The following is a 26,173-nucleotide window of genomic DNA, read 5'->3' on the forward strand; positions in this document are numbered from 1 at the left end:
CCTCAAGACTTGCGCGGTACTTGTGGGAGCTGGCTTGCCGGCGATGAGGCCGCTACGGCTTCAGAGGGCTTTGGCCCGGTCGCGCAGCACGTACTTCTGGATCTTGCCGGTGGAGGTTTTGGGCAGTTCGCCAAACACTACGGTCTTGGGCACCTTGAACCCGGCCAGGTGCTCGCGGCACCAGCTGGTGATGTCGGCTTCGCGGGTGTCTTCCCGGCCAGGCTTGAGGGCTACGAAGGCGCACGGGGTTTCTCCCCATTTTTCATCCGGGCGCGCCACCACGGCGGCCTCGAGCACCGCCGGGTGTTTGTACAGGGCGTCCTCGACCTCGATGGTGGAAATGTTCTCGCCACCGGAAATGATGATGTCCTTGAGCCGGTCCTTGATCTCCACATAGCCATCGGCATGCCACACCGCCAGGTCGCCCGTGTGGAACCAGCCGCCGCGGAAGGCTTCGGCGGTCGCCTCGGGGTTTTTCAGGTAGCCCTTCATCACCGTGTTGCCGCGCATGAAAATCTCGCCCAGCGTGTTGCCATCGCGCGGCACCGGCTCGAGGGTTTGCGGGTCGGCAACCATCAGGCCGTCGAGCGTCGGGTAACGCACACCTTGGCGTGACTTGATGCGCGCGCGTTCTTCCAGCGTCAGTTCGTCCCACTCGTCATGCCAGGCACACACGGTCACCGGGCCGTAGACTTCGGTCAGGCCGTAGGTGTGGGTAACCTGGATGCCCATTTCTTCCACGGCACCGATCACCTTGGCCGGTGGTGCGGCGCCGGCCACCATGGCCTGCACCGGGTGCTCGATGGCGGCCTTGGCGGCTTCCGGCATGTTGACCAAAGCGTTGAGCACGATCGGTGCGCCGCACAGGTGGCTGACCCGGTGTTCGCGGATAAGGTTAAGGATCTTCTGCGGGTCGACCCGGCGCAGGAAAACATGCGTACCGGCCAGGGCGGTGATGGTCCAGGGGTAGCACCAGCCGTTGCAGTGGAACATCGGCAAGGTCCACAGGTACACCGGGCGATGCCCCATGGCCCAGGTCATCTGGTTACCCAAGGCGTTCAGGTAGGCGCCGCGGTGGTGGTAGACCACGCCTTTTGGGTTGCCGGTGGTGCCGGAGGTGTAGTTGAGCGAAATGGCCTGCCACTCGTCATCCGGCCACTCCCAGGCATATTCCGGGTCGCCCTCGGCGAGCAGGGCCTCGTAGTCCAGCTCGCTGACCGCACGGCCTTCGCCGTACTCGGGGTCATCCACGTCCACTACCAATGGCGGATGTTCGAGCAGCGCCAGGGCGGCTTCAATCACCGCATGGAACTCGCGGTCGGTAATCAGCACCTTGGCCTCGCCATGCTGCAGCATGAAGGCGATGGCCTCGGCGTCCAGGCGTACGTTCAGGGTATTGAGCACGGCACCGGTCATGGGCACACCAAAGTGGGCTTCGAGCATGGCCGGGGTGTTGGGCAGCATCACTGCCACGGTGTCGCCACGGCCGATGCCGCGGCCCACCAGGGCACTGGCCAGGCGGCGGCAGCGTTGGTAGGTGTCTTGCCAGTTGCGGCGGATGGCGCCGTGGATCACGGCGGGGTAGTTGCCGTAAACGGCAGCAGTGCGTTCGATGAAACTCAGCGGGGTGAGGGCGACATGGTTGACGGCAGCGGGCATCAGGCCCTGGGCATAGATCGACATGCGGTAATCCTGTAAGGGAGGCAGGCGCAGCCTGTGCGCTTGGCCCCCGGTGGCTGATTGTTAGCTCTGTTCAGGGTGCGGGAAGGCGTACGGTAGGCCGCCTTCCTCTGTCGCAGTTTTACGCGAACCGCTATGGTAGTAGGAATATCGACTATAGCAATATAGTAAAACTACTATAACAACGAGCCGCCTATCGTGGACAAGACCGCTTATCCCTTGCTCGCCAAGGACCCTCAACCCAGCCTGCTGCTGGCCGATGACGCCAGGCCGCTGGCGCTCAACCCCGCGCTGCAAGCCTGGGTAGATGAAGGCCCGGGGCTGGCCAGCTGGCTGCCGGCCAACTGCGCCGCGCTGGTACGTGCCTGCCTGCGCCAGCACCGGGCGATTGCCGATGTCGAAGTGCAGGTGGGTGAGCGCATCGTGCTGTGGACGTTCATGCCTGATGACCAGGGCCAGCAGGTGCTAGGGCGCTGCCGTGACGCCAGTGAAGAGCGCCAGGGCGCGCGTGAGGCCAGCCGTGCACGGCGCTTGTATCGGTTGATCATCGAGAACACCACCGACCTGATCTCCCGGCACAGCCCCGATGGCCGCTTTCTCGATGCTTCTCCGGCCGCATTTCGCTTGCTCGGGTTGTGGCCCGAGCAACTGCGCGGCATGCCCGTGCACAGCTTGCTGCACCCGCGCGAGCGGCGCCAGGTGCTGCGCCAGGCGGCAGCAGCGCTGGACCAGGATGGCTACCACACCATGACCTGCCGGGTACGCCAGGCTGCGGGTGGTTACCGCTGGTTCGAAATTGCCAGCCGGGCCATCCGCGAAACCTACACCGGCACGGTGGTGGAGGTGGTCAGCGTATCCCGCGACATCACCTTGCGCATCGAAGCCCAGGAAAGCCTGGCGCACAGTGCCCGGCTGGCCACCCTCGGCGAACTGGCCTCGGGCATCGCCCACGAGATCAACCAGCCGTTGGCTGCGGTGGTCAATTACGCCAACGCCAGCTTGCGCTACCTGTCGAGCATCGAGCGCGACCCGCAGGCCCGTGAGCGTGTAGGGCAGGGGTTGCAACGCATCAGCGAACAGGCTACCCACGCCGCTGAAGTGATCCGCCGGCTGCGCGTCTTCCTGCGCAAGGGGCCACGGAACCTGCAGGCGCTGGACGTGACCGAGGTCGCCGAGGAGGCCATGCGCTTGTGCGCGTGGGAGGCCGCGCGTGACCAAGTGACGGTGGAGCTGCGCATGAGTACGCAACTGCCCTTGGTGTACGCCGACCGGGTGTTGCTGGAACAGGTTCTGCTCAACCTGTTGCGCAATGCCATCGATGCCAACCGCGAGCAGCAGGGCGAGCGGCCGTCACGTATCCTGCTCGGTGCTGCGCGTGATGGCGACGGCGTACTGGTCGAGGTGGCTGACCAGGGCCCGGGTGTGGAACCCGCGCGACTGGACGATATCTTCACGCCGTTCACCACCAGCAAGGCCGACGGCCTGGGCCTGGGTTTGAGCATGAGCCGCAGCCTGATCGAAGGCTTTGGCGGCAGCCTGTGGGCGCGGGCGGGTGGCAACGGCGGTCTGGTATTGTGCTGCCGCCTGGCGGTCAGCAGGGGATAAGGGGGAGTTGAGGGTGCAAGCGAAAGTGTATGTGGTCGATGACGACCAAGGGATGCGCGACTCGACGGTCTGGCTGCTGGAATCGGTGGGTTTGCAGGCCTTGCCGTTTGCCAGTGGGCAGGCATTTCTCGATGCCTGCGTCGACGATGGGCCTGCCTGTGTGCTGCTGGATGTGCGCATGCCGGGGCTGGGCGGGCTTGCGGTACAGCAGGTGATGCGCGAGCGCGGCCTGGTGCTGCCAGTGATCTTCGTCAGTGGCCATGCCGATGTGCCGATCGTGGTGCGCGCGTTCAAGGCTGGCGCCTGCGACTTCATCGAAAAGCCTTACAACGACCAGTTGCTGCTCGACAGCGTGCAGGCCGCGCTGGAGCGTGCCACGCGTGCGCGGCAGGGTGATCAGGCATTGGCCCAGGTGCAGGCGCGTATCGACGGCCTGACGCCGCGCGAGCGTGACGTGTTCGTGCCGCTTGCACAGGGGTTGAACAACCGAGAGATTGCCGAGCAACTGGGCATCAGCGTAAAGACCGTGGACCTGTACCGGGGGCGGGTGATGAAGCGTTTGCAGGCGGATAGCCTGGCAGAACTGGTGGGCATGGCGATTGCCTGCGGGGCTGTGGAGGCATTGGGCCTGCGAGCGCGGTAGCCGCCTTGGCGTCCCCCTATAGGCGCGGCATTTCAGTCAGAAATATGAAATTTTGCATAGCTACCTAATCAAAGCTTTGACATTCACTGCCTAGGCAGTAATATTTTCACACAATTACCCGAGCAATCCCCGATGGCCCATTTTTCCCCCGAAAACTTCCAGACCTGCGCCATCGGCATGTTGCTCGGCCGCGCAGCGATCCTGAAGGACCGCATTCTCGACTGGCACCTTGAGTCAGAGGGCGTCACCGCCGCGCAGTTCAAGGTGCTGATCATCGTCACCCAGTACCAGGTGGACACCCCGGCCGAGCTGTGCCGCTACCTGGGTCTGGACAGCGGTTCGATGACCCGCATGCTCGACCGCCTCGAACAGAAGGACCTGATCGTGCGCAACCGCTGCGCCGACGACCGCCGCCAGGTACGCCTGGCGCTCACCGCCGACGGCCAGCGCCTGGCCGACCGCCTGCCGGAAATTGGCGCTGCCGCCATGAACGAATTGTGCGGCGTGCTGGCACCGGAAGAGCTCAAGGCCCTGGAAGGCCTGCTGGCCAAGGTGCTGCTCAGTGCTGGCGACCCGTTGACGATCCGCCGTTTTGGCGACCGTTGAACCCTGTCACGAATTATCCAAGGTATTGTCATGGCCACTCCCGCAGACACCCCGACTCCCTCCGCCGCGCCCGAGCCGTCGCGCAAGCGCAAGGCCTGGCTGCTTGGCCTGGTGTTGTTGCTGATCCTTGCCGGTATCGGCACCTGGGCCTGGTACAGCCTGGTCGGGCGCTGGCACGAAAGCACCGACGATGCCTACGTCAATGGCAACGTGGTGGAGATCACCCCGCTGGTCACCGGCACCGTCACCAGCATTGGTGCCGATGACGGCGACCTGGTCCACGCCGGCCAGGTGTTGCTGCAATTCGACCCGGCCGACAGCGAGGTGGCCTTGCAGTCCGCCGAGGCCAAGCTGGCGCGCAGCGTGCGGCAGGTACGCGGGCTGTACAGCAACGTCGACTCGCTCAAGGCTCAGCTGGAAACCCGCCAGGCCGAATTGCGCAAGGCACAGCAGGACTTCAACCGGCGCAAGGTGCTGGCCGACAGCGGTGCCATTGCCGCAGAAGAGCTGTCCCATGCTCGCGACGACCTGAGTGTCGCCCAGGCGGCCGTCAACAGTGCCCGCCAGCAACTCAGCACCAGCAGCGCGCTGGTCGATGACACCGTGGTGTCTTCGCATCCCGAAGTGATGGCTGCTGCTGCCGACCTGCGTCAGGCCTACCTGGACCATGCCCGTACCACCCTGGTGGCGCCGGTGACCGGCTACGTTGCCAAGCGCACCGTGCAACTGGGCCAGCGCCTGCAACCGGGCACTGCGACCATGGCGGTGATCCCGCTGGACCAGGTGTGGATCGATGCCAACTTCAAGGAAACCCAGCTGCGTGACATGCGCATCGGCCAGCCGGTGCAGATCAGCGCCGACCTGTACGGCAGCGAGGTCAAGTACAGCGGCACGGTGGACAGCCTGGGGGCCGGTACCGGTAGCGCATTCGCGCTGTTGCCGGCACAGAACGCCACTGGCAACTGGATCAAGATCGTGCAGCGGGTGCCGGTGCGTATTCACCTCAGCCCTGACCAGCTCAAGGACCACCCGTTGCGCATCGGCCTGTCCACGGTGGTGGAAGTCGACCTGCACGACCAGAGCGGTCCGGCCCTGGCCCAACAGCCGCCGCAACAGGCCAGCTACACCACGCAGGTGTACGACCGTCAGTTGGTCGAGGCCGATAACCTGATCGCCCGGCTGATTCACGAAAACAGTGCAACCGGCAAGACGGCCCAGCGATGAGCAACAACGCCGCTGCCCAGTTCACGCCGCCGAGCCTGTTGCTGACCACCATCGGCCTGTCGCTGGCGACGTTCATGCAGGTGCTCGACACCACCATCGCCAACGTGGCGTTGCCGACCATTTCCGGCAACCTGGGGGTGAGTTACGAGCAGGGCACCTGGGTCATCACGTCGTTCGCGGTTAGCAACGCCATCGCCTTGCCGCTGACCGGCTGGCTGAGCCGGCGGTTTGGTGAGGTGAAACTGTTCATCTGGGCCACGCTGCTGTTCGTGCTGGCCTCGTTTCTGTGCGGTATCGCCCAGTCGATGCCGGAGCTGGTCGGCTTTCGCGTGTTGCAGGGGGTGGTTGCCGGGCCGTTGTACCCGATGACCCAGACCTTGCTGATTGCCGTGTACCCCCCGGCCAAGCGGGGGATGGCGTTGGCGCTGCTGGCGATGGTCACGGTGGTGGCGCCGATTGCCGGGCCGATTCTGGGGGGCTGGATTACCGACAGCTACAGCTGGCCGTGGATCTTCTTCATCAACGTACCCATCGGCCTGTTCGCCGCCGCCGTCGTGCGCCAGCAGATGCGTACGCGGCCTGTGGTCACCAGCCGCCAGCCGATGGATTACATCGGTCTGCTCACGTTGATCATCGGTGTCGGCGCGTTGCAGGTGGTGCTGGACAAAGGCAATGACCTGGATTGGTTCGAGTCTTCGTTCATCATCGTCGGCAGCCTGATTTCGGTGGTGTTTCTGGCCGTGTTCGTGATCTGGGAGCTGACCGACCGCCACCCTGTGGTGAACTTGCGCCTGTTCGTGCACCGTAACTTCCGGGTTGGCACCATTGTGTTGGTCGGGGGGTATGCGGGGTTCTTCGGCATCAACCTGATCCTGCCGCAATGGTTGCAGACGCAGATGGGCTATACCGCTACCTGGGCGGGCCTGGCGGTGGCGCCAATCGGCTTGCTGCCGGTGATCATGTCGCCGTTCGTGGGCAAGTATGCGCACCGGTTCGACCTGCGGGTGCTGGCGGGGCTGGCGTTTCTGGCGATCGGTACCAGCTGCTACATGCGTGCGGGCTTCACCAGTGAGGTGGACTTCCAGCATGTGGCCTTGGTGCAGTTGTTCATGGGTATCGGTGTGGCGCTGTTCTTCATGCCGACCTTGAGCATTCTGCTGTCTGATCTGCCGCCGCACCAGATCGCCGACGGTTCGGGGCTGGCGACCTTCCTGCGTACGCTGGGGGGGAGTTTTGCGGCTTCGTTGACGACCTGGATCTGGATTCGTCGGGCGGATCAGCACCATGCTTACCTGAGCGAGAATATCAGCCAGTTCGACCCGGCTACGCGGCATACGCTGGAGCAACTGGGTGGGGCTAACCCGCAGAGCTATGCGCAACTTGAGCAGATACTCAATGGGCAGGCGTACATGATGTCGACGGTGGACTACTTCACCTTGATGACCTGGGTGTTTGCCGGGTTGATCTTGCTGGTGTGGTTTGCCAAGCCGCCGTTTACGGCCAAGGCGGGGCCCGCGTCGGCGGGGCATTGAGCTGGGCTAGTAGGGCCAAAGCAAGATCAAGATTGAGAGCGGGGCGGTGTTTGGGCTGACTTTGGTCATTCCCATGCACAGCCGTTTCGCCTATTGTCGACTCTCCTTTCCCAAACGATTGGCACATTCATGGAGAACGTCATCGTCATCACGGGTGGTAGCCGTGGCATCGGCGCCGCCACGGCGCTGCTGGCTGCTCGCCAGGGCTACCGTATCTGCATCAACTACCACGCCGACGAGCAAGCCGCCGAAGACATCCTCGGCCAGGTCCGCGCCTTGGGCGCCGAGGCCATTGCCGTGCGCGCCGACGTCAGCGTCGAGGATGAAATCATCCAGCTGTTCCAGCGCGTTGATGATGAACTCGGCCCGGTCACCGCATTGGTCAACAACGCCGGCACCATCGGCCAGCAAAGCCGGGTGGAGGATATGTCCGAGTTTCGCCTGCTCAAGGTCATGAAAACCAATGTCGTCGGCCCCATGCTCTGCGCCAAGCACGCCCTGCTGCGCATGGCACGCCGGCATGGCGGGCAAGGCGGCGCCATCGTCAACGTGTCATCGGTGGCCGCACGCCTGGGCTCGCCCAACGAATATGTCGACTATGCCGCCTCCAAAGGCGCGCTCGATACCTTCACCATTGGCCTGGCCAAAGAGGTGGCAGGCGAGGGCGTGCGGGTCAATGGCGTACGCCCGGGCTACATTCACACCGGCTTCCATGCGCTGTCCGGTGACCCGGACCGCGTCAGCAAGCTGGAACCCGGCTTGCCCATGGGCCGGGGCGGGCGCCCTGAAGAAGTGGCCGAGGCCATTCTCTGGTTGCTGTCAGACAAGGCGTCCTACTCCACGGGCAGCTTCATCGACCTGGGCGGCGGGCGCTGAACGCGCCCGTCAATCCTCAAGCAGGGTACTGACCCGCTCGGCCAGCACCTCCAGTTCAAACGGCTTGGTTAGCACCAGCGTGCCTTGTAGCAGCTGGCCGTCACTGAGCGCCGCGCTTTCATCGTAGCCGGTGATGAACAGCACCTTGAGGTCCGGGTAGCGTTCGCGGCAGCGCTCAGCCACCTGGCGGCCATTCAGGCCGCCGGGCAAGCCAATATCGCTCAGTAGCAGGTCTGGCCATTCGCCGTTTTGCAGGTAGGCCAAGGCAGTGGGGCCGTCCTCGAATGCATCAACCCGGTAACCCAGCTCTTCCAGCACTTCGCAAACCACCAGGCGCAAGGCCGTCTGGTCTTCGATCAACAGGATACGCCGCGCCACGGTACTGCCTTTTTCCAGCGTCTTGCGCTGCGGTTTGGGGGCTGATGGCTTGGGTTGCTCGTAGTGGCGGGGCAACAGCAGCTCGATGCGCGTGCCTTCACCCAGCGTCGAAAGTACGCGCAGTTGCCCACCCGATTGGCGCACGAACCCGTAAGTCATCGACAAACCCAGGCCAGTGCCCTGGCCCATGGGCTTGGTGGTGAAGAAGGGGTCTACGGCCCGTTTGGCCACCTCCGCCGACATGCCATTGCCGTTGTCGATGATGCTCAGCCGCACGTATTCGCCGACGGGCAGTTCCAGCGCCTGGGCCTGTACCTCGTCAAGCAGCAGGTTGTCGCCGACGATATCGATGACGCCGCCCGCTGGCATGGCGTCGCGCGCGTTGATGCACACGTTGAGCAGGGCGCTTTCCAGTTGGGGTGGGTCGATGAACGTTGGCCACAGTTCGCTGGCAAACCGGCTGCTCAGGGTGATGGCCGGGCCAATGGTGCGGCGCAACAGCTCTTCCATGCCCGCCACCAACGTTGCCATTTGCGTTGAGCAGGGCTGCAGGGTCTGCTGGCGTGAGAACGCCAGCAGGCGGTGCACCAGCGAGGACGCCCGTTGAGCCGAACCGCTGGAGAGCTCCAGCAAGGGTTCGAGGGTGTCGAAGCGTGACTGGTCCAGGCGTTGGCGCATCAGCTCTTGCGCGCCCAGAATACCGCCCAACAGGTTGTTGAAGTCGTGGGCGATGCCGCCACTGAGCTGGCCCACGGCTTCCATCTTCTGCGCCTGACGCAGGGCCTCCTCGGCTTTGGCCAGGCGCTTTTGCTCCTGTACGCGCTCGCTGATGTCATAAGCGAACAGAAACGCGCCTTGTATTTCGCCATCATGGTCGCGCAAGGCATTGAAACGCAGTTCGTAATGGTACTGCTCGGGCGCCTTGCCGAATGTACCGATCTCGACGAATTGCTCGCCCGCCAAGGCACGCTGCCACATGGCCAGGCTCAACGTCCGAACGTTTGGCTCATCGTCGATCAGGTCTGGCAGGTAATCGCCAATTTCAGGCGTGCGCCCGAACAACCGTTGAAAGTCATGTTTCGCCTGGCGATTGATGGCCAGCCAACGCATGTCTTTGTCGACCACATGCACATTGACCACGCTGTGGTCGACCAGCTCGGCGAACAGCCGTCGCTCTGCCAGTGCAGCGCTTACCCGTTGCTCCAGTTCTTCGTTCAGGCGTTGCAGGGCCTGCTCTGCCCGACGGCGTTCGGTAACGTCCTTGAACAACACCGCTACCTGGCGTTTCTCGGCAGGCTCCACGCGGAAGGTGGTAACAGACAGCACGTGGCCGGTGGCGACCAGCTCCTGCTCGAAATGCAGGGGCTCGCCAGTGCGCAGCACCGCGCCGTAGCGGGCTACCCAGTCATCGGCTTCATCGGGCACCATCTCGCGCAGCTTCTGCCCGACCACGTTGGGGATGCCGGCGTGCTTGGCGTAGGCCGCGTTGGCCAGTACATGCACGTAGTCACTGAGCGGGCCGTGCGGGCCGTCGAAGAACTCGATGATGCAGAAGCCTTCGTCCATGGTGTCGAACAACGAACGGTAGAAGTTCTGATCGTGGTCCTGGAGGCTGGCAAGCTGTGATTTCAGTTGCGCGTTCTGCCGCTGGAGGGCTTCGACGTGTTGGCGCAATGAGCGTAGGTCGCGGGAGGGCATGCCGACGTCCGACAAAAGGGGAGGCTCTGACTTTAGCGTGTTCACCTGCACGCGAATAGCGGGTCAACGCAGTTGGCGGGTGATGCCCGGCAGCCGTTGTTCGGCAGCCGGGCGTTCGATGATCAGAAGGAGCGGATGATCCGCCCGAGGGTTTCCATGGCCCGTTCCGCGCCGTCATGCCAGGGGCTTCCGTAGTTCAGGCGGATGCAATTGCCAAAGCGCCGGGTGGGCGAGAAGATCGGCCCGGGGGCGATGCTGATGCCTTGCGCCAGGGCCATATGGAACAGCTTGAGGGCGTCCATCTGTTCGGGCAACTCCAGCCACAGGAAGTAGCCACCGGAAGGCTGGCTGACCCGCGTCTGCGCCGGGAAGTGGCGAGCGATGGCCGCCAGCATGTTGGCCTGCTGGCCTTCCAGCGCGTAGCGCAGCTTGCGCAGGTGGCGGTCGTAGCCGCCGTGCTGCAGGTAGTCGGCAATTGCCGCCTGGGCCGGCATCGAGGCACACAGCGAGGTCATCAGTTTCAGCCGCTCGATCTTCTGCGCAAAGCGCCCGGCGGCGACCCAGCCGATGCGGTAGCCCGGTGCCAGGCTTTTGGCGAACGAGCCGCAGTGCATGACCAGGCCCTGGGTGTCGAAGGCCTTGGCCGGTTTGGGCGCCTGTTGCGAGTAATACAACTCGGCGTACACGTCGTCTTCGATCAACGGCACCTCATGGCGCGCCAACAATTCCACCAGGGCCTGCTTCTTGGCTTCTGGCATGCTGGCGCCCACCGGGTTCTGGAAGTTGGTCATGCACCACACGGCCTTGACCGGGTGCTTCTCCAGGGTTTGTGCCAGCACGCCCAGGTCCATGCCTTCGCGCGGGTGCACCGGGATTTCCACCGCCTTGAGCTTGAGCCGCTCCAGCACCTGCAGGCAGGCATAAAAGGCCGGGGCCTCGATGGCCACCAGGTCGCCGGGCTGGGTTACTGCCTGCAGGCACAGGTTCAGGGCTTCCAGGGCGCCGTTGGTGATCAGCAGTTCTTCCATGGGCAGCATCAGCCCGCCAACCATGTAGCGCAGGGCAATCTGCCGGCGCAGTTGCGGGTTGCCGGGCGACAGGTCGGTGACCACCATGCGCGGGTCCATGCTGCGGCTGGCGCTGGCCAGCGAGCGCGACAGGCGTTGCAGCGGGAACAGTTCGGGGCTGGGGAAGGCCGAGCCGAACGGTATGGTGTTGGGGTCCTTGATCGAGTCGAGGATCGAAAACACCAAGGCGCTGACGTCGACATCGGTAGACTCGCTGACCGGCTGCAGCGCCTGAGGTTCGCTGAACTGGCGCGGGGCGTGGGCGTTGACAAAATACCCCGAGCGCGGCCGGGCGCGGATCAGCCCGCGCCGCTCCAGCAGGTAATAGGCCTGGAAAACGGTAGAAGGGCTGACCCCGTGGGTCTGGCTGGCGTAGCGCACCGAGGGCACGCGCTGGCCGGGGCCCAGTACCCCGGAGCGGATCAGTTCGGCAATGTCGTCGGCAAAGCGTTCGTAGCGTTTCATTCTGGCCTTCTGTCGAAGCCTGGCAGGCAAGGTGGCGTCAGTGTAAGGGATCAACGGTTCAGGGGGGCGACGAAGCGGCTGTGGGCCACGCTGCGGATGGCGGGGTCGTCACGCTCGCTGATTTCGAAGCTGAGTGTTTGCGAGCTGCTGGTCGGGCGCTCGGCAAGCATCGCCACCGACACCGGCAGTTCACTCATTTCGCCCGCCGGGATGACCAGCGCCGTGTTGCCCTGCAAGGTGAAGCCGTCGGCGTCCAGCAGGCGCAACGCATAGTGCTGGGTGCGCTCGGTCTTGTTGATGACCTTGAGCAGGTAGATGTTCTCGATCTGGCCCAGGGCATTTTCACGGAACAGGCCACGGTCCTTGATCACATCCAGCGACACCATCGGGCGCAGTTGCAAGGCCACCACCAGCGCCGCGATCATCACCACCAGCGCAGCGGCATAGCCGAGCAGGCGTGGGCGCAGCCAGTGAGTCGTACCGCCCTGCAGGCTGTGTTCGGACTTGTAGCCAATCAGCCCGCGAGCGTAACCCATCTTGTCCATCACCCCGTCGCAGGCGTCGATGCACGCTGCGCAACCGATGCAGGCCATTTGCAAGCCATCGCGGATATCGATGCCGGTGGGGCACACCTGCACACACAGCGTGCAGTCGATGCAGTCGCCCAGGCCCTGGGCCTGGACGTCGCTGCCCTTCTTGCGCGGGCCACGGGCCTCACCGCGCCGTGGGTCATAGGCGACGGCCAGGGTGTCCTTGTCGAACATCACACTCTGGAAGCGCGCATACGGGCACATGTGCAGGCACACCGCTTCACGCAGCAGGCCGGCATTGATGTAAGTGGCGGCGGTAAAGAACAGCACCCAGAACAGCGCCACACCGCCCAGTTGCAAGGTGAACAGTTCTGCGGCCAGTGGACGAATCGGTGTGAAATAGCCGACGAAGGTCAGCCCGGTGAGGATACCAATGACCAGCCACAGGCTGTGTTTCAGGGTGCGGCGCCCCAGCTTGTTCAGGCTCCAGGGCGCGGCCGCCAGCTTGATGCGCTGGTTGCGGTCACCTTCGGTGACCTTTTCGCACCACATGAACAGCCACGTCCAGGTGCTCTGCGGGCAGCTGTAGCCACACCACACGCGGCCGGCGTACACGGTGATGGCGAACAGGCCGAAGGCGCAAATGATCAGCAGTGCTGACAACAGGATGAAGTCCTGGGGCCAGAAGGTTGCGCCAAAGATGTGAAATTTGCTGTTGGCCAGGTCCCACAACACGGCCTGGCGGCCGTTCCAGTTCAGCCACGCGGTGCCGAAGAACAGCACGAACAGGGCACCGGCAAAGCCGATGCGCAGGTTGCGGTACAGACCGCTGAAGCTGCGGGTGTGAATGCCGCTGTCGGTGTGTCGCAGTCGGGGGCTGGCTGGGGTGGGGGCGATCTCTGTGAAAGGGATTCTATTGTTCATGGCTCGGTGCTCATCAGGCCTCGATCAGGCATGAGCACTATGGCCCTGAGGCTGTTATCAGCACAGGCTCAGATTTTGCGATAAAAACCATATCAGATTACCCGGCTTCGACCGCCAGGCCTTAAATTACCGAGCCTGGCACGCTGGCCTTCAGATGCCTGCGGCTATCCACCGCACCCGCTACGGTCAGCGCATCGGCCTCGGCTTCGGTGATGGGGACACGCTGGCCTGCCAGCAGGGCCACTGACATGCGCAGGTGTTCGTCGGTGACGATTTCGATAGCAGGGCCATCGCCCTCGATGCGCAGGTTTTCGCCGATCAGGGTGCAGCGGCGGGTGGTTTCGTCGATTTCAACGGGCATGGTGTTGTCCTCCTTGCAGGGTTACAGGGTGGACCACAATGCAAGGCGGGTTACTGCATCAGGGGGCTGAAAGGAGAAGAAAGGAGGAGGGCGGGAAGCACTGAGGGGAGCCGAAGCTCCCCTCAAAGCGTTGTTGCTTGCTCTTTTTTTATTATTGGGACTGGCCTTTTGTTGTTTTTGTCAGCCTGTCCTGGTGTTGCGGGCGACCCCCATGCGGGGTCAAGAGCAAACGTATTTTTTTGAGCGCTGACCTGCTTTCATCATGGCTGATCCGAACCTGGCTGCTGCTACCTTGAGGTAGTTTTATTGTTCTGTGCCAGACCGCGGGGCGTACCCCTGAAAAGCGTGTCTACTCCAAAAAAATCTGCTTGCTACGCCTCTGCCGTGTTGTTCTTGTTATGTCAGAGCCGTTACCTGTTGTTTTTATTGGGTGTCACATTTTTATTGTTCTTGTACCAGAGATATAGCAGGGTGCGTGCCAACTTTTGAAAATCCTTTAAAATCAGCTACTTAGCGATATTCTTCAAAAGTGCTTGGCCTGAAATTCTGCCGATTTGTTTCCCTGTTACCCGATTTTTTGCTGTGAAATGTGGGGGCGGTAACACTTCGCCCACACCTGTGTGACACCCGTATGACTTACTGCGCGCTACGCGCCCGTGCTACCCGCGACCCATTGCCGCGGCCCAGCACGATACTGATACGCTGGCCGGCGGCGATCAGCCGGTCCAGGTCGATGCCGGTCTGAATACCCAGTCCCTGTAGCAGGTACACCACGTCTTCCGTGGCGATGTTGCCCGTTGCGCCTTTGGCGTAAGGGCAGCCACCCAGCCCGGCCACCGAGCTGTCGAATACGCTGATGCCTTCGAGCAGGCTGGCATAGACGTTGGCCAGGGCCTGGCCATAGGTGTCGTGGAAGTGCCCGGCCAGCTGCTCGCGCGGCACCTGGGCAGAGACCACCTCGAACAGGCGCCGGGTATCGCCGGCAGTGCCGGTGCCGATGGTGTCACCCAGCGATACTTCGTAGCAGCCCATGTCGTGCAGTGCGCGGGCCACCGGGGCCACCTGTTCGGCGCTGACCTTGCCTTCATACGGGCAGCCGAGTACACACGATACGTAGCCGCGCACGCTTATACCGTGGTTGCGCGCAGCTTCCATGATCGGCTCGAAGCGCTTGAGGCTGTCGCTGATCGAGCAGTTGATGTTGCGCTGCGAAAACGCTTCGGAGGCGGCCGCGAACACCGCCACTTCCTTCACCCCTGCAGCCAGCGCGTCCTCGAAACCGCGCAGGTTGGGTGCCAGTGCTGCATAAGTGACTCCGGGGCGCTGGTCGATACCGGCGAACACCTCGGCAGAGCCGGCCATTTGCGGCACCCACTTGGGCGAGACGAAGCTGCCCACTTCTATATAGGCAAGGCCTGCTTCGGTAAGGTCGTTGACCAGGCGCACCTTGTCGGCAACGCTGATGGGCTGGGCTTCGTTCTGCAGGCCGTCGCGGGGGCCGACTTCGACCAGGCGGACGTGTTTGGGCAAGGACATGGCAGGTTTCCTGTGGCGTTCAGCGGTTGTCTTTGTTGTTCAGGGTGGCGGCCAGGGCTTGTTCGCAACGCTCCTGGGCGGTGTCCAGTTCCAGTTGCATCTGGTGGATGTCGAGCATCTGCTGCTCCAGTTGGGCGCGGCGCTCGGCGATTTTCGCCAGCATGCTGTTGAGCTGTTTAAGGTTGCCGCTGGTGGGGTCGTACAGCTCGATCAGCTCGCGGCACTCGGCCAGTGAAAAGCCGATGCGCTTGCCGCGCAGGATGAGCTTGAGGCTGACCTTGTCGCGGGCCGAATAGATTCGCTCCAGGCCGCGGCGTTCGGGGCTCAGCAGGCCCTGCTCTTCATAGAAACGGATGGCCCGGGTGGTGATGTCCAGCTCGCGGGACAGGTCGGAAATGCTGTAGGTCTGGGTGCTCATGCTGGGGCTCGGCGTGGGGTATGCGGGTATCCTGAAGGCAGGTTGACGTATACGTCAAGCAGCCTGCCGCAATCAGTCCGGCTGCGCCGCGCGTCGGTACCCGTTAGGCGTCTCCCCCGTCAACCGCTTGAACCACCGGGCAAAGTATGTCGGGTCTGTGAATCCCAGGCTATCCGACAACTGCCCGATACTCATCCGCGTATAAATCAGGTTACGCCGCGCCTCCAGCAGCAACCGCTGGTGCACCACCTGCAACGCTGTCTGCCCGCTCAAGGCCCTGCACAGCTGGTTCAGTTGCAGGCTTGGAACGTTCAGCCGTGCGGCAAAAGCCTCTACTGACAGATGCTCGCGGTAATGCGCCTCGACCAGCCGCAGGTACTGCCCCAGTAACTGCCGGTCGCGTTCATCGCGGTTACGCGGTGCCTGCCCCAGTTGCTGGCGGCGGTTGATCCACACCATCAGCGCGGTCACCAGCGCTTCGAGCATGGCCGCGCGCGCCGGGGCATTGCCCTGGTACTCCTGCTGCAAGGTGTCGATCAGGCTGCGCAGGTGCACACGGTCATGCCCAAGCGGGTAGCACGCAGGTTGGGCCAGCACCGCCAGCGGCATGCCCAGGCGCTGTTCCAGGTTCGCCACCAGCGCGGTGCCGAAGGTGAGCACATAGCCCTGGATATCGGCGCTGAAGCGAAAGCCATGCACGGTCATCGGCGGCACCACCTGGATCGCCGCTTCGCCGATGGCGCTGCGCAACCCTTCGATCTCCACCTGGGCCTGGCCGCGCTGTACATACAGCAACTGGAACAGCTCGGCATGCTGGTGTGGCTTGATCTCCCAGTGGTGCAGGCGGCTGCGTGCAGGGATCGATTCGCAATGCAGCAGGTCGGTGCCGGGCCAGGCCTGGTTTTCGCCATACAGCTTGAACAACGGAACGCCGGGGAGGGTGGATTTCATCAGGGGTAGTATGTCCGTTAATCGAACGTTTTTTATAAAAGTGCAGGTTTTAGATGGAATAGCACACTTCGGTAGCACTTTTTGCCAGTAAAAATGCAAGGGCAAACCCTAACAGCAGATGCCGCCCCACTGCCAGTCCAGGGCCGGCATCGTCCGAACAGAGACAACAACAATGAAAACTCAGGTTGCAATTATTGGTGCAGGTCCGTCTGGCCTGCTGCTGGGCCAACTGCTGCACAAGGCCGGTATCGATAACGTCATCGTCGAGCGCCAGACGCCTGAATACGTACTTGGCCGCATCCGCGCCGGGGTGCTGGAGCAAGGCACTGTCGACCTGCTGCGCGAAGCCGGTGTGGCCGAGCGCATGGACCGTGAGGGCCTGGTGCACGAAGGGGTCGAGTTGCTGGTCGGCGGGCGCCGCCAACGCCTGGACCTGAAAGCCCTGACCGGCGGCAAGACCGTCATGGTATACGGCCAGACCGAAGTCACCCGCGACCTGATGCAGGCCCGCGAAGCGAGTGGCGCGCCGATCATCTATTCCGCCAGCAATGTCCAGCCACATGAGCTGAAGGGCGAGAAACCCTACCTCACGTTTGAGAAGGACGGCCAGTTGCACCGGGTGGATTGCGACTACATCGCCGGGTGTGACGGCTTCCACGGTGTGTCGCGCCAGAGCATTCCCGAAGGTGTATTGAAGCAGTACGAGCGGGTTTATCCGTTTGGCTGGCTGGGCCTGCTTTCGGACACGCCGCCGGTCAATCACGAGTTGATCTATGCCCACCACGAGCGTGGTTTCGCGCTGTGTAGCCAACGCTCGCAAACACGCAGCCGCTACTACCTGCAGGTACCTTTGCAGGACCGTGTCGAGGCATGGTCTGACGAGCGCTTCTGGAATGAACTGAAAGCCCGCTTGCCCGCCGACGTAGCGGCTGACCTGGTCACCGGCCCGGCTTTGGAAAAAAGCATCGCCCCGCTGCGCAGCCTGGTGGTCGAACCTATGCAGTATGGCCACCTGTTCCTGGTGGGTGACGCCGCGCACATCGTCCCGCCTACCGGTGCCAAGGGCCTGAACCTGGCAGCGTCGGACGTGAATTACCTGTATCGCATTCTGGTCAAGGTTTACCGCGAAGGGCGCACCGACCTGCTGCAGCAATACTCCCCGCTGGCCCTGCGCCGGGTGTGGAAAGGCGAGCGCTTCAGCTGGTTCATGACCCAGTTGTTGCATGACTTCGGCAGCCACAAGGACGCCTGGGACCAGAAGATGCAAGAGGCCGACCGCGAGTACTTCCTGACGTCGCCAGCCGGGCTGGTGAACATTGCCGAGAACTACGTGGGCTTGCCGTTCGAGGAAGTGGCTTAGTTTTTTTCAGGGGTTCGACAGGGTATCTTCGGGGCTTTTGAAGTTCGCAGGAAGCATGCCGATGTATTTCTCCCCACCCCTGATCAGTGCCCTTTGCCTGGTAGCCGCCAGTGGCCTGGCCTGTGCCGACCAGGTGCTGCCCGCACCTCCCGAGCTGGCCTCTGGCTACCGCACCGGCTTGCAGCCCGTGCAGGCCAGCCGCCATATGGTTGCTGCAGCCAACCCGTTGGCCAGCGAAGCGGGGCGGGCAATGTTGCGTGCCGGTGGCAGCGCCATCGATGCGGCCATTGCGATGCAAATGGTGCTGACCTTGGTCGAGCCGCAATCCAGCGGTATTGGCGGCGGGGCATTCATCCTTTATTGGGACGGCGAGCGTGTGCAGGCGTTCGATGGCCGCGAGGCCGCGCCGGCAGCTGTGACGGAAAGGCTGTTCCTGCAAGCCGACGGCACGCCGATGCCATTCAGGGCGGCGCAGATTGGCGGGCGCTCGGTTGGCGTGCCGGGTGTTCTACGTGCTTTGAAACTGGCCCACGATCAGCACGGCAAGCTGCCTTGGCGCGACCTGTTCGCGCCGGCCATCGCGCTGGCACGCAACGGTTTCCCGGTGTCCGAGCGCCTTCACACCTTGGTGTCCGGTGACCCGTTCATTGCCCGGTCACCGGCCATGGCCCGCTACTTCCTGGATGAGCAGGGCAAGCCGCTGGCGGTGGGAACGATCCTGCGCAACCCCGAGCTTGCGGATGCCTTCGATCAGATTGCCGTGCAAGGCCCTGACGCGTTCTATACCGGCGAGATCGCCGAAGCCATCGTGGCCAAGGTGCGCAGCCATGCCAATGCCGGTTACCTCTCGTTGCAGGACTTGCAGCAGTACCAGGCCAAAGAGCGCGAGCCCGTGTGCGGCCCCTATAAGGCCTGGCGCATCTGCGGCATGCCGCCGCCGTCTTCGGGCGGGGTGACGGTGTTGCAGACCCTGGGTATTCTCGAAGCCGTACAGCGCGCCACGCCGCAGCGCGATCTGGTAGCGTTGCGCCCGCTTGCGAGCGCATCCCCGGCTGGCCTGGAGGCATCACCACTGGCCGTGCACCTGATCGCCGAGGCTGAGCGTTTGGCCTATGCCGACCGCGCACAGTACCTGGCCGACAGCGATTACGTGCCGGTCCCGGTCAAGGCGCTTACCGACGCCAACTACCTGGCCAGCCGTGCAGCGCAGATTGGCGAGCACAGCATGAAGCGTGCTCGCCCGGGCCAACCCCAGGGCGCCGACTTGGCCCTGGCGCCGGATCGCTCGCCATTGCGCATTTCCACCTCGCACCTCAGCGCGGTGGATGACAGCGGCCAGGCCCTGGCCATGACCACCTCGGTGGAGGCGGCGTTCGGCTCGCACCTGATGGTCAAGGGCTTCCTGCTCAATAACCACCTCACTGACTTCTCGTTCATTGCGCAGGAGCACGGCAAACCCGTGGCCAACCGGGTACAGCCGGGCAAGCGGCCGCTGTCGGCCATGGCGCCAACGCTGGTGTTCTCGCGAGCCTCGGGCGATCTGGTGGCCAGCCTGGGTTCACCGGGCGGCTCGCAGATCATCGGCTATGTGAACAAGGCGTTGGTTGGCTTGCTGGATTGGCAGCTCGACCCGCAACAGGCCGCAGGCTTGCCCAACTTTGGCAGCCGCAATGCCGGCACCGAGGTGGAAGCGGGGCTGAGCAGCCCGGCGCTGATCCGGCAGTTGGCAGCCTGGGGGCATGAGGTGACGCCCATGACCATGACCAGCGGCATGCAGATCATCCAGCGCAGCGGCGAGGGTTGGTCGGGCGGGGCCGACCCGCGGCGTGAAGGTGTGGCCCTTGGTGACTAGCCGTGATAGAACGCAGTCTTGTCATTCAGTAGTTGAATACCCAGATGTCCATTAGCGTTAAATCGAATAGGGCGCTGTTCGACCTCGACCTGCTACGCGCCATTGTGGTGGTGGCCGATTGCGGCAGCTTCACCACCGCTGCCGCTCGCCTGCACTCGACACAGTCGACCATCAGCCAGAAGGTACGCCGCCTGGAAGACATGGTCGGCCACCGTTTGCTGGTGCGGGGCAACCGCGATGTGCTGCCCACCGATGCCGGGCAAACCTTGCTCGGCTACGCCCGGCACATGCTGGCCTTGAACGACCAGATGCTCGAAGCCCTGGCCGGGGCGATGGTGGGCACCACCGTGCGCCTTGGGGTGCCCGAGGACTTCGTTGGCGGGCGCACCACCAATGCGCTGTCGGCCTTCAGCCGCCTGCACCCGCAGGTGAAGCTGGAAGTGACCAGCGGCCTGTGCCGCGACCTCAGCCAGGCCTACGACAACGGTGAGCTCGACCTGGTGTTGCTCAAGCAGCGGCGCAACACCCGCGAGGGCGTGGCCTGCTGGCCCGAGCGCCTGCAATGGATCGACAGTGCGCGCACCCCCGCCTTCGAGCTGGACCCGATCCCGTTGGTGACCTTCCCGCCGCGGGGGCTGTACCGCGAAGACATGATCACCGCCATCGAAGGCATGGGGCGGCGCTGGCGCATCAGTTTCACCAGCTCCAGTCTCAGTGGTATCCAGGCGGCAGTGGCCGATGGCATGGGTGTCAGCCTGCTACCGCCAAGGGCGGCCACTGGCGAGCATCGGGTGCTGGGGGCGGGGCAGGGGCTGCCGGAGGTCGACAGTTATGAAATCGTCATCGTGCATCGGCCGACGGCGGATGTGATGGTCAAGGCGTTGGCCGAGGTGATGACGCAGCTGCTGGCGGGCGGTGGTATCTGACACTATTGGGGCTGCAAAGCAGCCCCAATATTCCTGCGCCAACGCTAGCTTCTCGGCGACAGATGAATACCCGCAATCATGCAGCGCACCGAGCCACCGGCCATTTCGATGGTGGGCACATCCAGCGGCACCAGCCGCGCCGAACGCTCGATGCGCTGGCGCTGCTCATCGGTCAGGCTGTCGAAGGCCTTGCGTGATAGCGCCAGAATACGCCCGTCACGCCCGGACAGCTCGATAGCGTTACCGGCAAACTGGCTGATCTGCTGGTTGCTCAGGTCAATCACGTCGCGACCGGATTCGATCAGCCGCATCCGCACTTCCTCGGCCCGTGCCTTGTTGGTGAAGGTGTCAAAGCCCACCAGTGCGAACGCGGTCGCCACGCACATCAGCACGTTGGTGTGGTAAATCGGCGTGCCTTGCTCGTCGGCGGTGTCGAACACCATCGGCTCGAAGTTGAAGTGCGTGCTGAAGCGCTCAAGGGCAATCGGGTCGGCGCGGTTGGAGCGCGCGGTGTAGGCCACCCGTGACAGGTGGTCGAACACCATGGCGCCGGTCCCTTCAAGAAACAGCTCGTCCTGCTCCAGCCCGGAATAGTCGATGACATCCTGCACCCGGTACTCATGCTTGAGCATCTCGATCACATCCGCGCGCCGTTCGCGGCGGCGGTTGCGCGAGTACATCGAGTAAATCGCGATATGCCCCCCGGGGTGGGTGGAGAACCAGTTGTTGGGGAATACCGAGTCCGGGGTGTTGTGCTCGCCAAAGTCGTCGAACAGGTGCACGCGTACACCTTCGGCCTCCAGCCTGCCAGCGGCCTGGGTGACTTCATCGCGCGCCACATCGGCCAGGGCCTGCGCCGCGATGTCGGGGCTGCTGCGCTGGAACGAGTTGTCGGCTGCGGTTTCCGGGTTGGGGGTGAACGCATGTGGTCTGACCATGACCACTGCTGCCGGGGCTTGAATCGAACGCGTTGGAAATGCCATGTGGAAATACCGGGTAAGAGCTGGGTTAGGCAACGCGTCGGATGCGGTTTTTGGCAGCGCGGCCACGGGTGTGGCTGAACAGGTCTTTCGGGTCGTCTTCCACCCACGGCACCAGGTCGATCTTCGAGCCCATGCCGCGTTTTTCGGCTTGCTGTAGTACGTACCGTAGTACGGTGTAGTCTTCCAGGGCGAAGCCCACCGAATCGAACACGGTGACCTGGCTGTCACTCTGGCGCCCCTCGGTTTCGCCGCGCAGTACGCGCCACAGGTCGACGACAGGGAAGTCCGCCGGCAGTTGCTGGATGTCGCCTTCAATACGGGTTTGTGGTTCGTACTCGACGAACACGCGGGCCTTGCGCAGTACATCAGCGTGCAGCTCGGTCTTGCCCGGGCAGTCGCCGCCCACGGCATTCAGGTGCATGCCGGGTTCGAGCATGTCGGGGGTGATGATGGTGGCGTAGGCCTTGTCGGCAGTAACAGTGGTGATGATGTCCGCGCCTTTCACGGCTTCGGCTACCGAGCCGGCCCGGCGGATGGTGAGGCCGCTGTATTCCTTGAGGTTGGCAATCAGCTTGGCGGTGGCCAGCGGGTCAGTGTCGTACGCAACGATTTCTTCGATACCCAGGTGCTTATGGAAGGCCAGCGCCTGGAATTCGCTTTGTGCGCCGTTGCCGATCAGCGCCATCTTGCGTGCGTTCGGCCGGGCCAGTGCCTGCGCGGCCATCAACGAGGTGGCGGCGGTGCGCAAGGCGGTGGCGATGGTCAGTTCGGACAGCAATACCGGGTAACCGGTGTCGACATCGGCTAGCACGCCGAAGGCCATTACCGTATGCAGGTCACGGGCAGGATTGGCCGGGTGGCCGTTAACGTATTTGAAGGCATAGCGGCTGTTGTCGGCAACCGGCATCAATTCGATAACACCCACTTCCGAATGGCTGGCAACACGCGCAGACTTGTCAAACTCCTGCCAGCGTTTGAAGTCTTCACGCAGGGCCTCAGCCAGTTCGCCTATGAACGGCGCTACGCCAATGTCATGTACCAAGTCCGACATGGTTGGAACATCAATGAAATACGTCATGCTCTTGCACCTTGTTATTGCGCTGTCACCCCGGTCACGGCAGGCGGCACGCTTAAGATTGTTGAAGTGGCATGAACATTTTGATGAAAGGTTGCGTCAATCGGAAGAATGCAGGTTGCCAGTTTCATCAACTTTCTAGACAATCTGCCACCCCAAAGTAGCAATCTGATTATTGGCAGGCGTTATGGATACGATCGATCGGGAACTGATTGCGCTGTTGCGGGACAATGCACGTACCCCTGTGTTGACCCTGGCGAAGAAGCTCAAGGTGGCCAGGGCAACCGTGCAAAACCGCATTACCCGGCTCGAAGAGCAGGGCGTGATCATTGGCTACACGGTACGCCTGCGCTCCGACGCGCTGGAGCAGGGCGTGCGGGCAATCACCAGCATCGGCATCAGTGGCCACCACGCCGCAGAGGTCAAGCACGCGCTGCGCGGGCATCCCAACGTGGTGGCCATCCATACCACCAATGGCCGCTGGGACCTGATGGCAGAGCTGCGCGCCGACACCCTCGAAGCCTTCGACCGGGCGCTGAACACCATTCGGTCGATCCCGCACATCGAGAATACCGAGACCAGCATCCTGCTCTCGACCTACAAGATGTGACCGCTGGGTCAGGCCTTTTGACAGACGCATTGCGCAAACTGTCACCTGGGCTTTTCACACTGCAAAAAATCCCTTTGCCGGTGTGCATTCTGTAGCGTTCCGCTTGACCTGGGCCGCTGGCAGAATGAAACGGCTTTCGCGGGACGGTTTCAGGCGCACGTTCTGACGGTGCGTTTAAACAATAAGAAAGTCCGTTGCGAAGTTGCATCGGGCATTAGTTTAATTTTTTGTTATTGCCTGCGCTCTCATCATTTAAATGACATGAAACCTGCACCTTGGTACCAACTTGTTGGTGCGCTGCGGGGCGTGGAAGTTTTACAAAAAAAGAATAAGAGGTTGACTATGCATCACACGTGCAACGCGCAAAGCACCGCGCCGGAAGAGGGCCGAGTGCTCAAACGACGGCTGGAAAACCGGCACATACAGCTTATTTCGATCAGTGGCGCAATTGGTACCGGGTTGTTCATGGGCTCGGGCAAAATCATTGCGCTGTCCGGCACTTCGATCATTCTGGTGTACGCCATCATCGGCTTTTTCGTCTTCTGCATCATGCGGGCCATGGGCGAAATGCTGCTGGCCAACCTGCAGATGGAGTCGTTCGCCGACCTGGTGCACAACTACCTGGGGCCAAAGGCTGGCTACATCCTCAGCTGGTCGTACTGGCTCAGCTGGGTGGTGGCGGCGGTGGGTGATGTGGTGGTCGTGGCAGGGTTCGTGCAGTACTGGTACCCGGACGTGCCCACCTGGCTACCGGCGTTCGCCAACATGTTCCTGCTGCTGGGGCTGAACATGCTGGCGGTGAAGGCGTTTGGCGAGGTGGAGTTCTGGTTCGGCCTTATCAAGATTGTGGCCATCGTGCTGCTGGTTGTGGCCGGCCTGGTCATGGTCGCCACGTCCTACACTTCGCCGACCGGGGTCACCGCCTCGTTCAGCCATCTGGTGGCGCCGGGCGTGGTCATGCCGCATGGCATTCTCGGCTTCCTCGCCGGGTTCCAGATCGCGATCTTCTCCTTCGTCGGCACTGAACTGATCGGCACTGCAGCGGCAGAGGCGAAAGACCCGGAAAAGACCTTGCCCAAGGCCATCAACACCATCCCTGTGCGCATCCTGCTGTTCTATATCTGTTCGCTGGTGTGCATCATCAGTGTCATTTCCTGGGCCAATGTTCCGGCCAACCGCAGCCCGTTCGTTGAGTTGTTCCTGCTGGGCGGGCTGCCCGCTGCTGCTGGCATCATCAACTTCGTGGTACTGACCTCTGCAGCCTCGTCGGCCAACAGTGGTGTGTATTCCGGGTCGCGCATGCTCTACGGCCTGTCGCATCAGCAGCAGGCGCCCGTGGCGTTCGGGCGCTTGTCCGGCTCGGGCACACCGGTGCGTGCGTTGGTGTTTTCGGGGGTGTGCATGGCGATTGCACTGACGCTGCTGTTCGTCATTCCGGAAGTGATGACGGTGTTTACCCTGGTGTCGACCATTTCTGCGGTGATGATCATCGTTACCTGGTCGCTGATCCTGCTGTCCTACTTCGCCTACCGTCGGCAAAACCCGCAGGCGCATGCGCAATCGACGTTCAAGCTGCCGGGTGGCAAGGTCACCGCCGCGCTGTCCCAGCTATTCCTGATCTTCGTGTTGTGCCTGCTGGCACTGGAGCCGGACACCCGTACCGCCCTGTACATCATGCCGCTGTGGTACGCGGGCCTGTTGCTGGCTTACCGGCGCAGGGCCAAGGCCTGTGCTGCACCACAGGCCGTTAGCGCCACTTAGCGTTTCGGGGGCACTTGTTCAGGTGGCTGGCGGATTGTCACGCAGCCAGTCCACCAGCCCCAGGATGGTCGGGGTCGTGGTGCGCCCATGAGGCACGACCAGGTAATAGGCCTCGCGCGGCCGCACCACCAGGTCGGTCAGGCGCACCAGCTCGCCGGAGGCCAGCAGGTGGTCGAGCATCCGCCCCCAGCCCAATGCCACCCCATGCCCGTGCAAGGCCCCCTGGATGGTGTCGGTGTACAGTTGGCAGCGCAGGTTGTAATGCAGCTTCGGTGGGTTGCCACCCAGCGCGCGGAACCACGTGGGCCAGGTCATCCAGCCTTCGGTGGTGGCATCGGCATCCAGCAGGTCGGCACGGTACAACGCTTCCAGCGACTCCGGTTGCGGGTTGCGCGCCAGCCAGGCCGGGGCGCACACCGGGAAAATCTCTTCATCGAACAGGTGCAGGGCGCTGCCGTCTTCCCAGCGGCCATTGCCAAAACGCACCAGCAGGTCGACATCGTGGTTGCGCAGATCGCCGGTAAACATCTGCGTGGCCAGGCGCAGGCGCACCTGGGGCAGGGCGCTGCGCAAGCTGCCCAGGCGCGGCATCACGCGTAACTGGGAGAAGGTTGCGGTGGAGCTGAGCACCAGCTCCTGCTCGCTGTCGCCTTCGCTGAGGCGGTCGAACACCGAAGCGATCTTTTGCATGGAATCGGAAATCACCGCATACAGCGCCTGGCCTTCACTGGTCAGGCGGATGCCGCGGTGCAGGCGCTGGAACAGTTGGCTACCGAGGTTTTCTTCCAGTTGCCTGACCTGCTTGCTGACCGCTGCCTGGGTGACCCCCAGTTCCTGGGCGGCCAGGGTGAAACTGTTGTGGCGGGCTACCGCCTCGAATTCGAGCAGCGCTGTCATTGACGCAATGATGCGCCGATAGCCTTTGTGCGTGTTGCCGTTTTCTTGTGTGTTCATGCGACGTCCTGGCAAGCGCGACGCGCTGGTCCGCACCGCGCGGGCACAGTGGCAGAAATTGACTCAGGGCGATAGGGCCTGCACGCGATCAATCAGCGCTCGACGGCACTGTCTGCTGCAATGATGTTTCCCACGCGGCAACAGTGGGCTTCCCAGTG

22 protein-coding genes are annotated in these 26,173 nt (G+C 62.9%); 11 read left to right on the forward strand and 11 right to left on the reverse strand.

The genetic code is table 11. The features are described from left to right. Positions 1-60 precede the first annotated feature (60 nt). A complete protein-coding gene (locus A0O30_RS18920; protein WP_105947516.1) occupies positions 61-1,683 on the reverse strand; it encodes an acyl-CoA synthetase in 1,623 nt (540 codons plus the stop codon). Positions 1,684-1,878: 195 nt separating this feature from the next. On the opposite strand from A0O30_RS18920, the gene A0O30_RS18925 reads away from it, so the two are divergent. The 6 genes from A0O30_RS18925 (at position 1,879) to A0O30_RS18950 (ending at position 8,166) form a co-directional block, all read left to right on the forward strand. Further along, positions 1,879-3,285 carry a sensor histidine kinase gene (locus A0O30_RS18925; protein ID WP_105947517.1) on the forward strand — a complete coding sequence of 469 codons (1,407 nt, stop codon included), beginning with the start codon at positions 1,879-1,881 and terminating at the stop codon, positions 3,283-3,285. 13 nt (positions 3,286-3,298) lie between these two features. Next, on the forward strand, positions 3,299-3,928 hold the full coding sequence (locus A0O30_RS18930; RefSeq protein ID WP_105947518.1) for a response regulator transcription factor: 630 nt from the start codon (positions 3,299-3,301) through the stop codon (positions 3,926-3,928). 132 nt (positions 3,929-4,060) lie between these two features. Continuing rightward, a complete protein-coding gene (locus A0O30_RS18935; protein WP_060496987.1) occupies positions 4,061-4,534 on the forward strand; it encodes a MarR family winged helix-turn-helix transcriptional regulator in 474 nt (157 codons plus the stop codon). 30 nt (positions 4,535-4,564) lie between these two features. Further along, on the forward strand, positions 4,565-5,758 hold the full coding sequence (locus A0O30_RS18940; RefSeq protein ID WP_105947519.1) for an HlyD family efflux transporter periplasmic adaptor subunit: 1,194 nt from the start codon (positions 4,565-4,567) through the stop codon (positions 5,756-5,758). Then, positions 5,755-7,290, forward strand: a complete 1,536-nt coding sequence (locus A0O30_RS18945) for a DHA2 family efflux MFS transporter permease subunit (RefSeq protein ID WP_105947520.1) — start codon at positions 5,755-5,757, stop codon at positions 7,288-7,290. Before A0O30_RS18940 ends, A0O30_RS18945 begins: the two co-directional genes overlap by 4 nt. 129 nt (positions 7,291-7,419) lie before the next feature. Next, entirely contained in the window at positions 7,420-8,166 is a 747-nt protein-coding gene (locus tag A0O30_RS18950; RefSeq protein WP_105947521.1) for an SDR family oxidoreductase, read from the forward strand. 9 nt (positions 8,167-8,175) lie between these two features. On the opposite strand, the gene A0O30_RS18955 is transcribed toward A0O30_RS18950, so the two are convergent. From A0O30_RS18955 to A0O30_RS18985, 7 genes are all read right to left on the reverse strand, one after another. Beyond that, positions 8,176-10,242, reverse strand: a complete 2,067-nt coding sequence (locus tag A0O30_RS18955) for a PAS domain-containing sensor histidine kinase (RefSeq protein ID WP_105947522.1) — start codon at positions 10,240-10,242, stop codon at positions 8,176-8,178. Positions 10,243-10,364: 122 nt separating this feature from the next. After that, complete coding sequence (mapR, locus tag A0O30_RS18960; protein ID WP_016713897.1) at positions 10,365-11,774, reverse strand: GntR family transcriptional regulator MpaR; 1,410 nt, start codon at positions 11,772-11,774, stop codon at positions 10,365-10,367. Between the two features lie 50 nt (positions 11,775-11,824). Then, positions 11,825-13,228, reverse strand: coding sequence for a cytochrome c oxidase accessory protein CcoG (gene ccoG / locus A0O30_RS18965; RefSeq protein WP_105947523.1), 1,404 nt, complete (start codon positions 13,226-13,228; stop codon positions 11,825-11,827). A 121-nt stretch (positions 13,229-13,349) separates the two neighbouring features. Further along, on the reverse strand, positions 13,350-13,589 hold the full coding sequence (locus tag A0O30_RS18970; protein WP_016713899.1) for a DUF3203 family protein: 240 nt from the start codon (positions 13,587-13,589) through the stop codon (positions 13,350-13,352). 636 nt (positions 13,590-14,225) lie between these two features. Continuing rightward, positions 14,226-15,125 carry a hydroxymethylglutaryl-CoA lyase gene (locus A0O30_RS18975; RefSeq protein WP_105947524.1) on the reverse strand — a complete coding sequence of 300 codons (900 nt, stop codon included), beginning with the start codon at positions 15,123-15,125 and terminating at the stop codon, positions 14,226-14,228. A gap of 19 nt (positions 15,126-15,144) precedes the next feature. After that, on the reverse strand, positions 15,145-15,543 hold the full coding sequence (locus tag A0O30_RS18980) for a MerR family DNA-binding transcriptional regulator (RefSeq protein ID WP_019099730.1): 399 nt from the start codon (positions 15,541-15,543) through the stop codon (positions 15,145-15,147). A 72-nt stretch (positions 15,544-15,615) separates the two neighbouring features. Further along, positions 15,616-16,494 carry a helix-turn-helix domain-containing protein gene (locus A0O30_RS18985; RefSeq protein WP_016713902.1) on the reverse strand — a complete coding sequence of 293 codons (879 nt, stop codon included), beginning with the start codon at positions 16,492-16,494 and terminating at the stop codon, positions 15,616-15,618. Positions 16,495-16,666: 172 nt separating this feature from the next. Between A0O30_RS18985 and pobA the strand changes: the two genes are divergently transcribed. The 3 genes from pobA to A0O30_RS19000 all read left to right on the forward strand — a co-directional run bounded on the left by pobA (position 16,667) and on the right by A0O30_RS19000 (position 20,632). Then, positions 16,667-17,854, forward strand: a complete 1,188-nt coding sequence (gene pobA / locus A0O30_RS18990; protein ID WP_027614940.1) for a 4-hydroxybenzoate 3-monooxygenase — start codon at positions 16,667-16,669, stop codon at positions 17,852-17,854. Positions 17,855-17,915: 61 nt separating this feature from the next. Continuing rightward, positions 17,916-19,706, forward strand: a complete 1,791-nt coding sequence (gene ggt / locus A0O30_RS18995) for a gamma-glutamyltransferase (RefSeq protein WP_105947525.1) — start codon at positions 17,916-17,918, stop codon at positions 19,704-19,706. Between the two features lie 44 nt (positions 19,707-19,750). After that, positions 19,751-20,632, forward strand: coding sequence for a LysR substrate-binding domain-containing protein (locus A0O30_RS19000; RefSeq protein WP_105947526.1), 882 nt, complete (start codon positions 19,751-19,753; stop codon positions 20,630-20,632). 44 nt (positions 20,633-20,676) lie between these two features. On the opposite strand, the gene ctlX is transcribed toward A0O30_RS19000, so the two are convergent. Next, positions 20,677-21,570: a citrulline utilization hydrolase CtlX gene (gene ctlX, locus A0O30_RS19005; RefSeq protein ID WP_105947527.1), complete on the reverse strand. Its 894-nt coding sequence runs from the start codon at positions 21,568-21,570 to the stop codon at positions 20,677-20,679. Positions 21,571-21,640: 70 nt separating this feature from the next. Beyond that, positions 21,641-22,693, reverse strand: a complete 1,053-nt coding sequence (locus A0O30_RS19010) for an ornithine cyclodeaminase (protein ID WP_105947528.1) — start codon at positions 22,691-22,693, stop codon at positions 21,641-21,643. Positions 22,694-22,877: 184 nt separating this feature from the next. On the opposite strand from A0O30_RS19010, the gene A0O30_RS19015 reads away from it, so the two are divergent. Together A0O30_RS19015 and A0O30_RS19020 are read left to right on the forward strand one after the other, a co-directional pair. Beyond that, positions 22,878-23,300, forward strand: coding sequence for an Lrp/AsnC family transcriptional regulator (locus tag A0O30_RS19015; protein ID WP_012272037.1), 423 nt, complete (start codon positions 22,878-22,880; stop codon positions 23,298-23,300). Between the two features lie 342 nt (positions 23,301-23,642). Beyond that, positions 23,643-25,061, forward strand: a complete 1,419-nt coding sequence (locus tag A0O30_RS19020) for an amino acid permease (protein WP_105947529.1) — start codon at positions 23,643-23,645, stop codon at positions 25,059-25,061. Between the two features lie 18 nt (positions 25,062-25,079). On the opposite strand, the gene A0O30_RS19025 is transcribed toward A0O30_RS19020, so the two are convergent. Then, positions 25,080-26,015 carry a LysR substrate-binding domain-containing protein gene (locus tag A0O30_RS19025; protein WP_105947530.1) on the reverse strand — a complete coding sequence of 312 codons (936 nt, stop codon included), beginning with the start codon at positions 26,013-26,015 and terminating at the stop codon, positions 25,080-25,082. Between the last annotated feature and the right edge of the window lie 158 nt (positions 26,016-26,173).

The sequence above is a fragment of the Pseudomonas sp. LLC-1 genome (assembly GCF_002992185.1).
Taxonomy (GTDB): Bacteria; Pseudomonadota; Gammaproteobacteria; order Pseudomonadales; family Pseudomonadaceae; genus Aquipseudomonas; species Aquipseudomonas monteilii.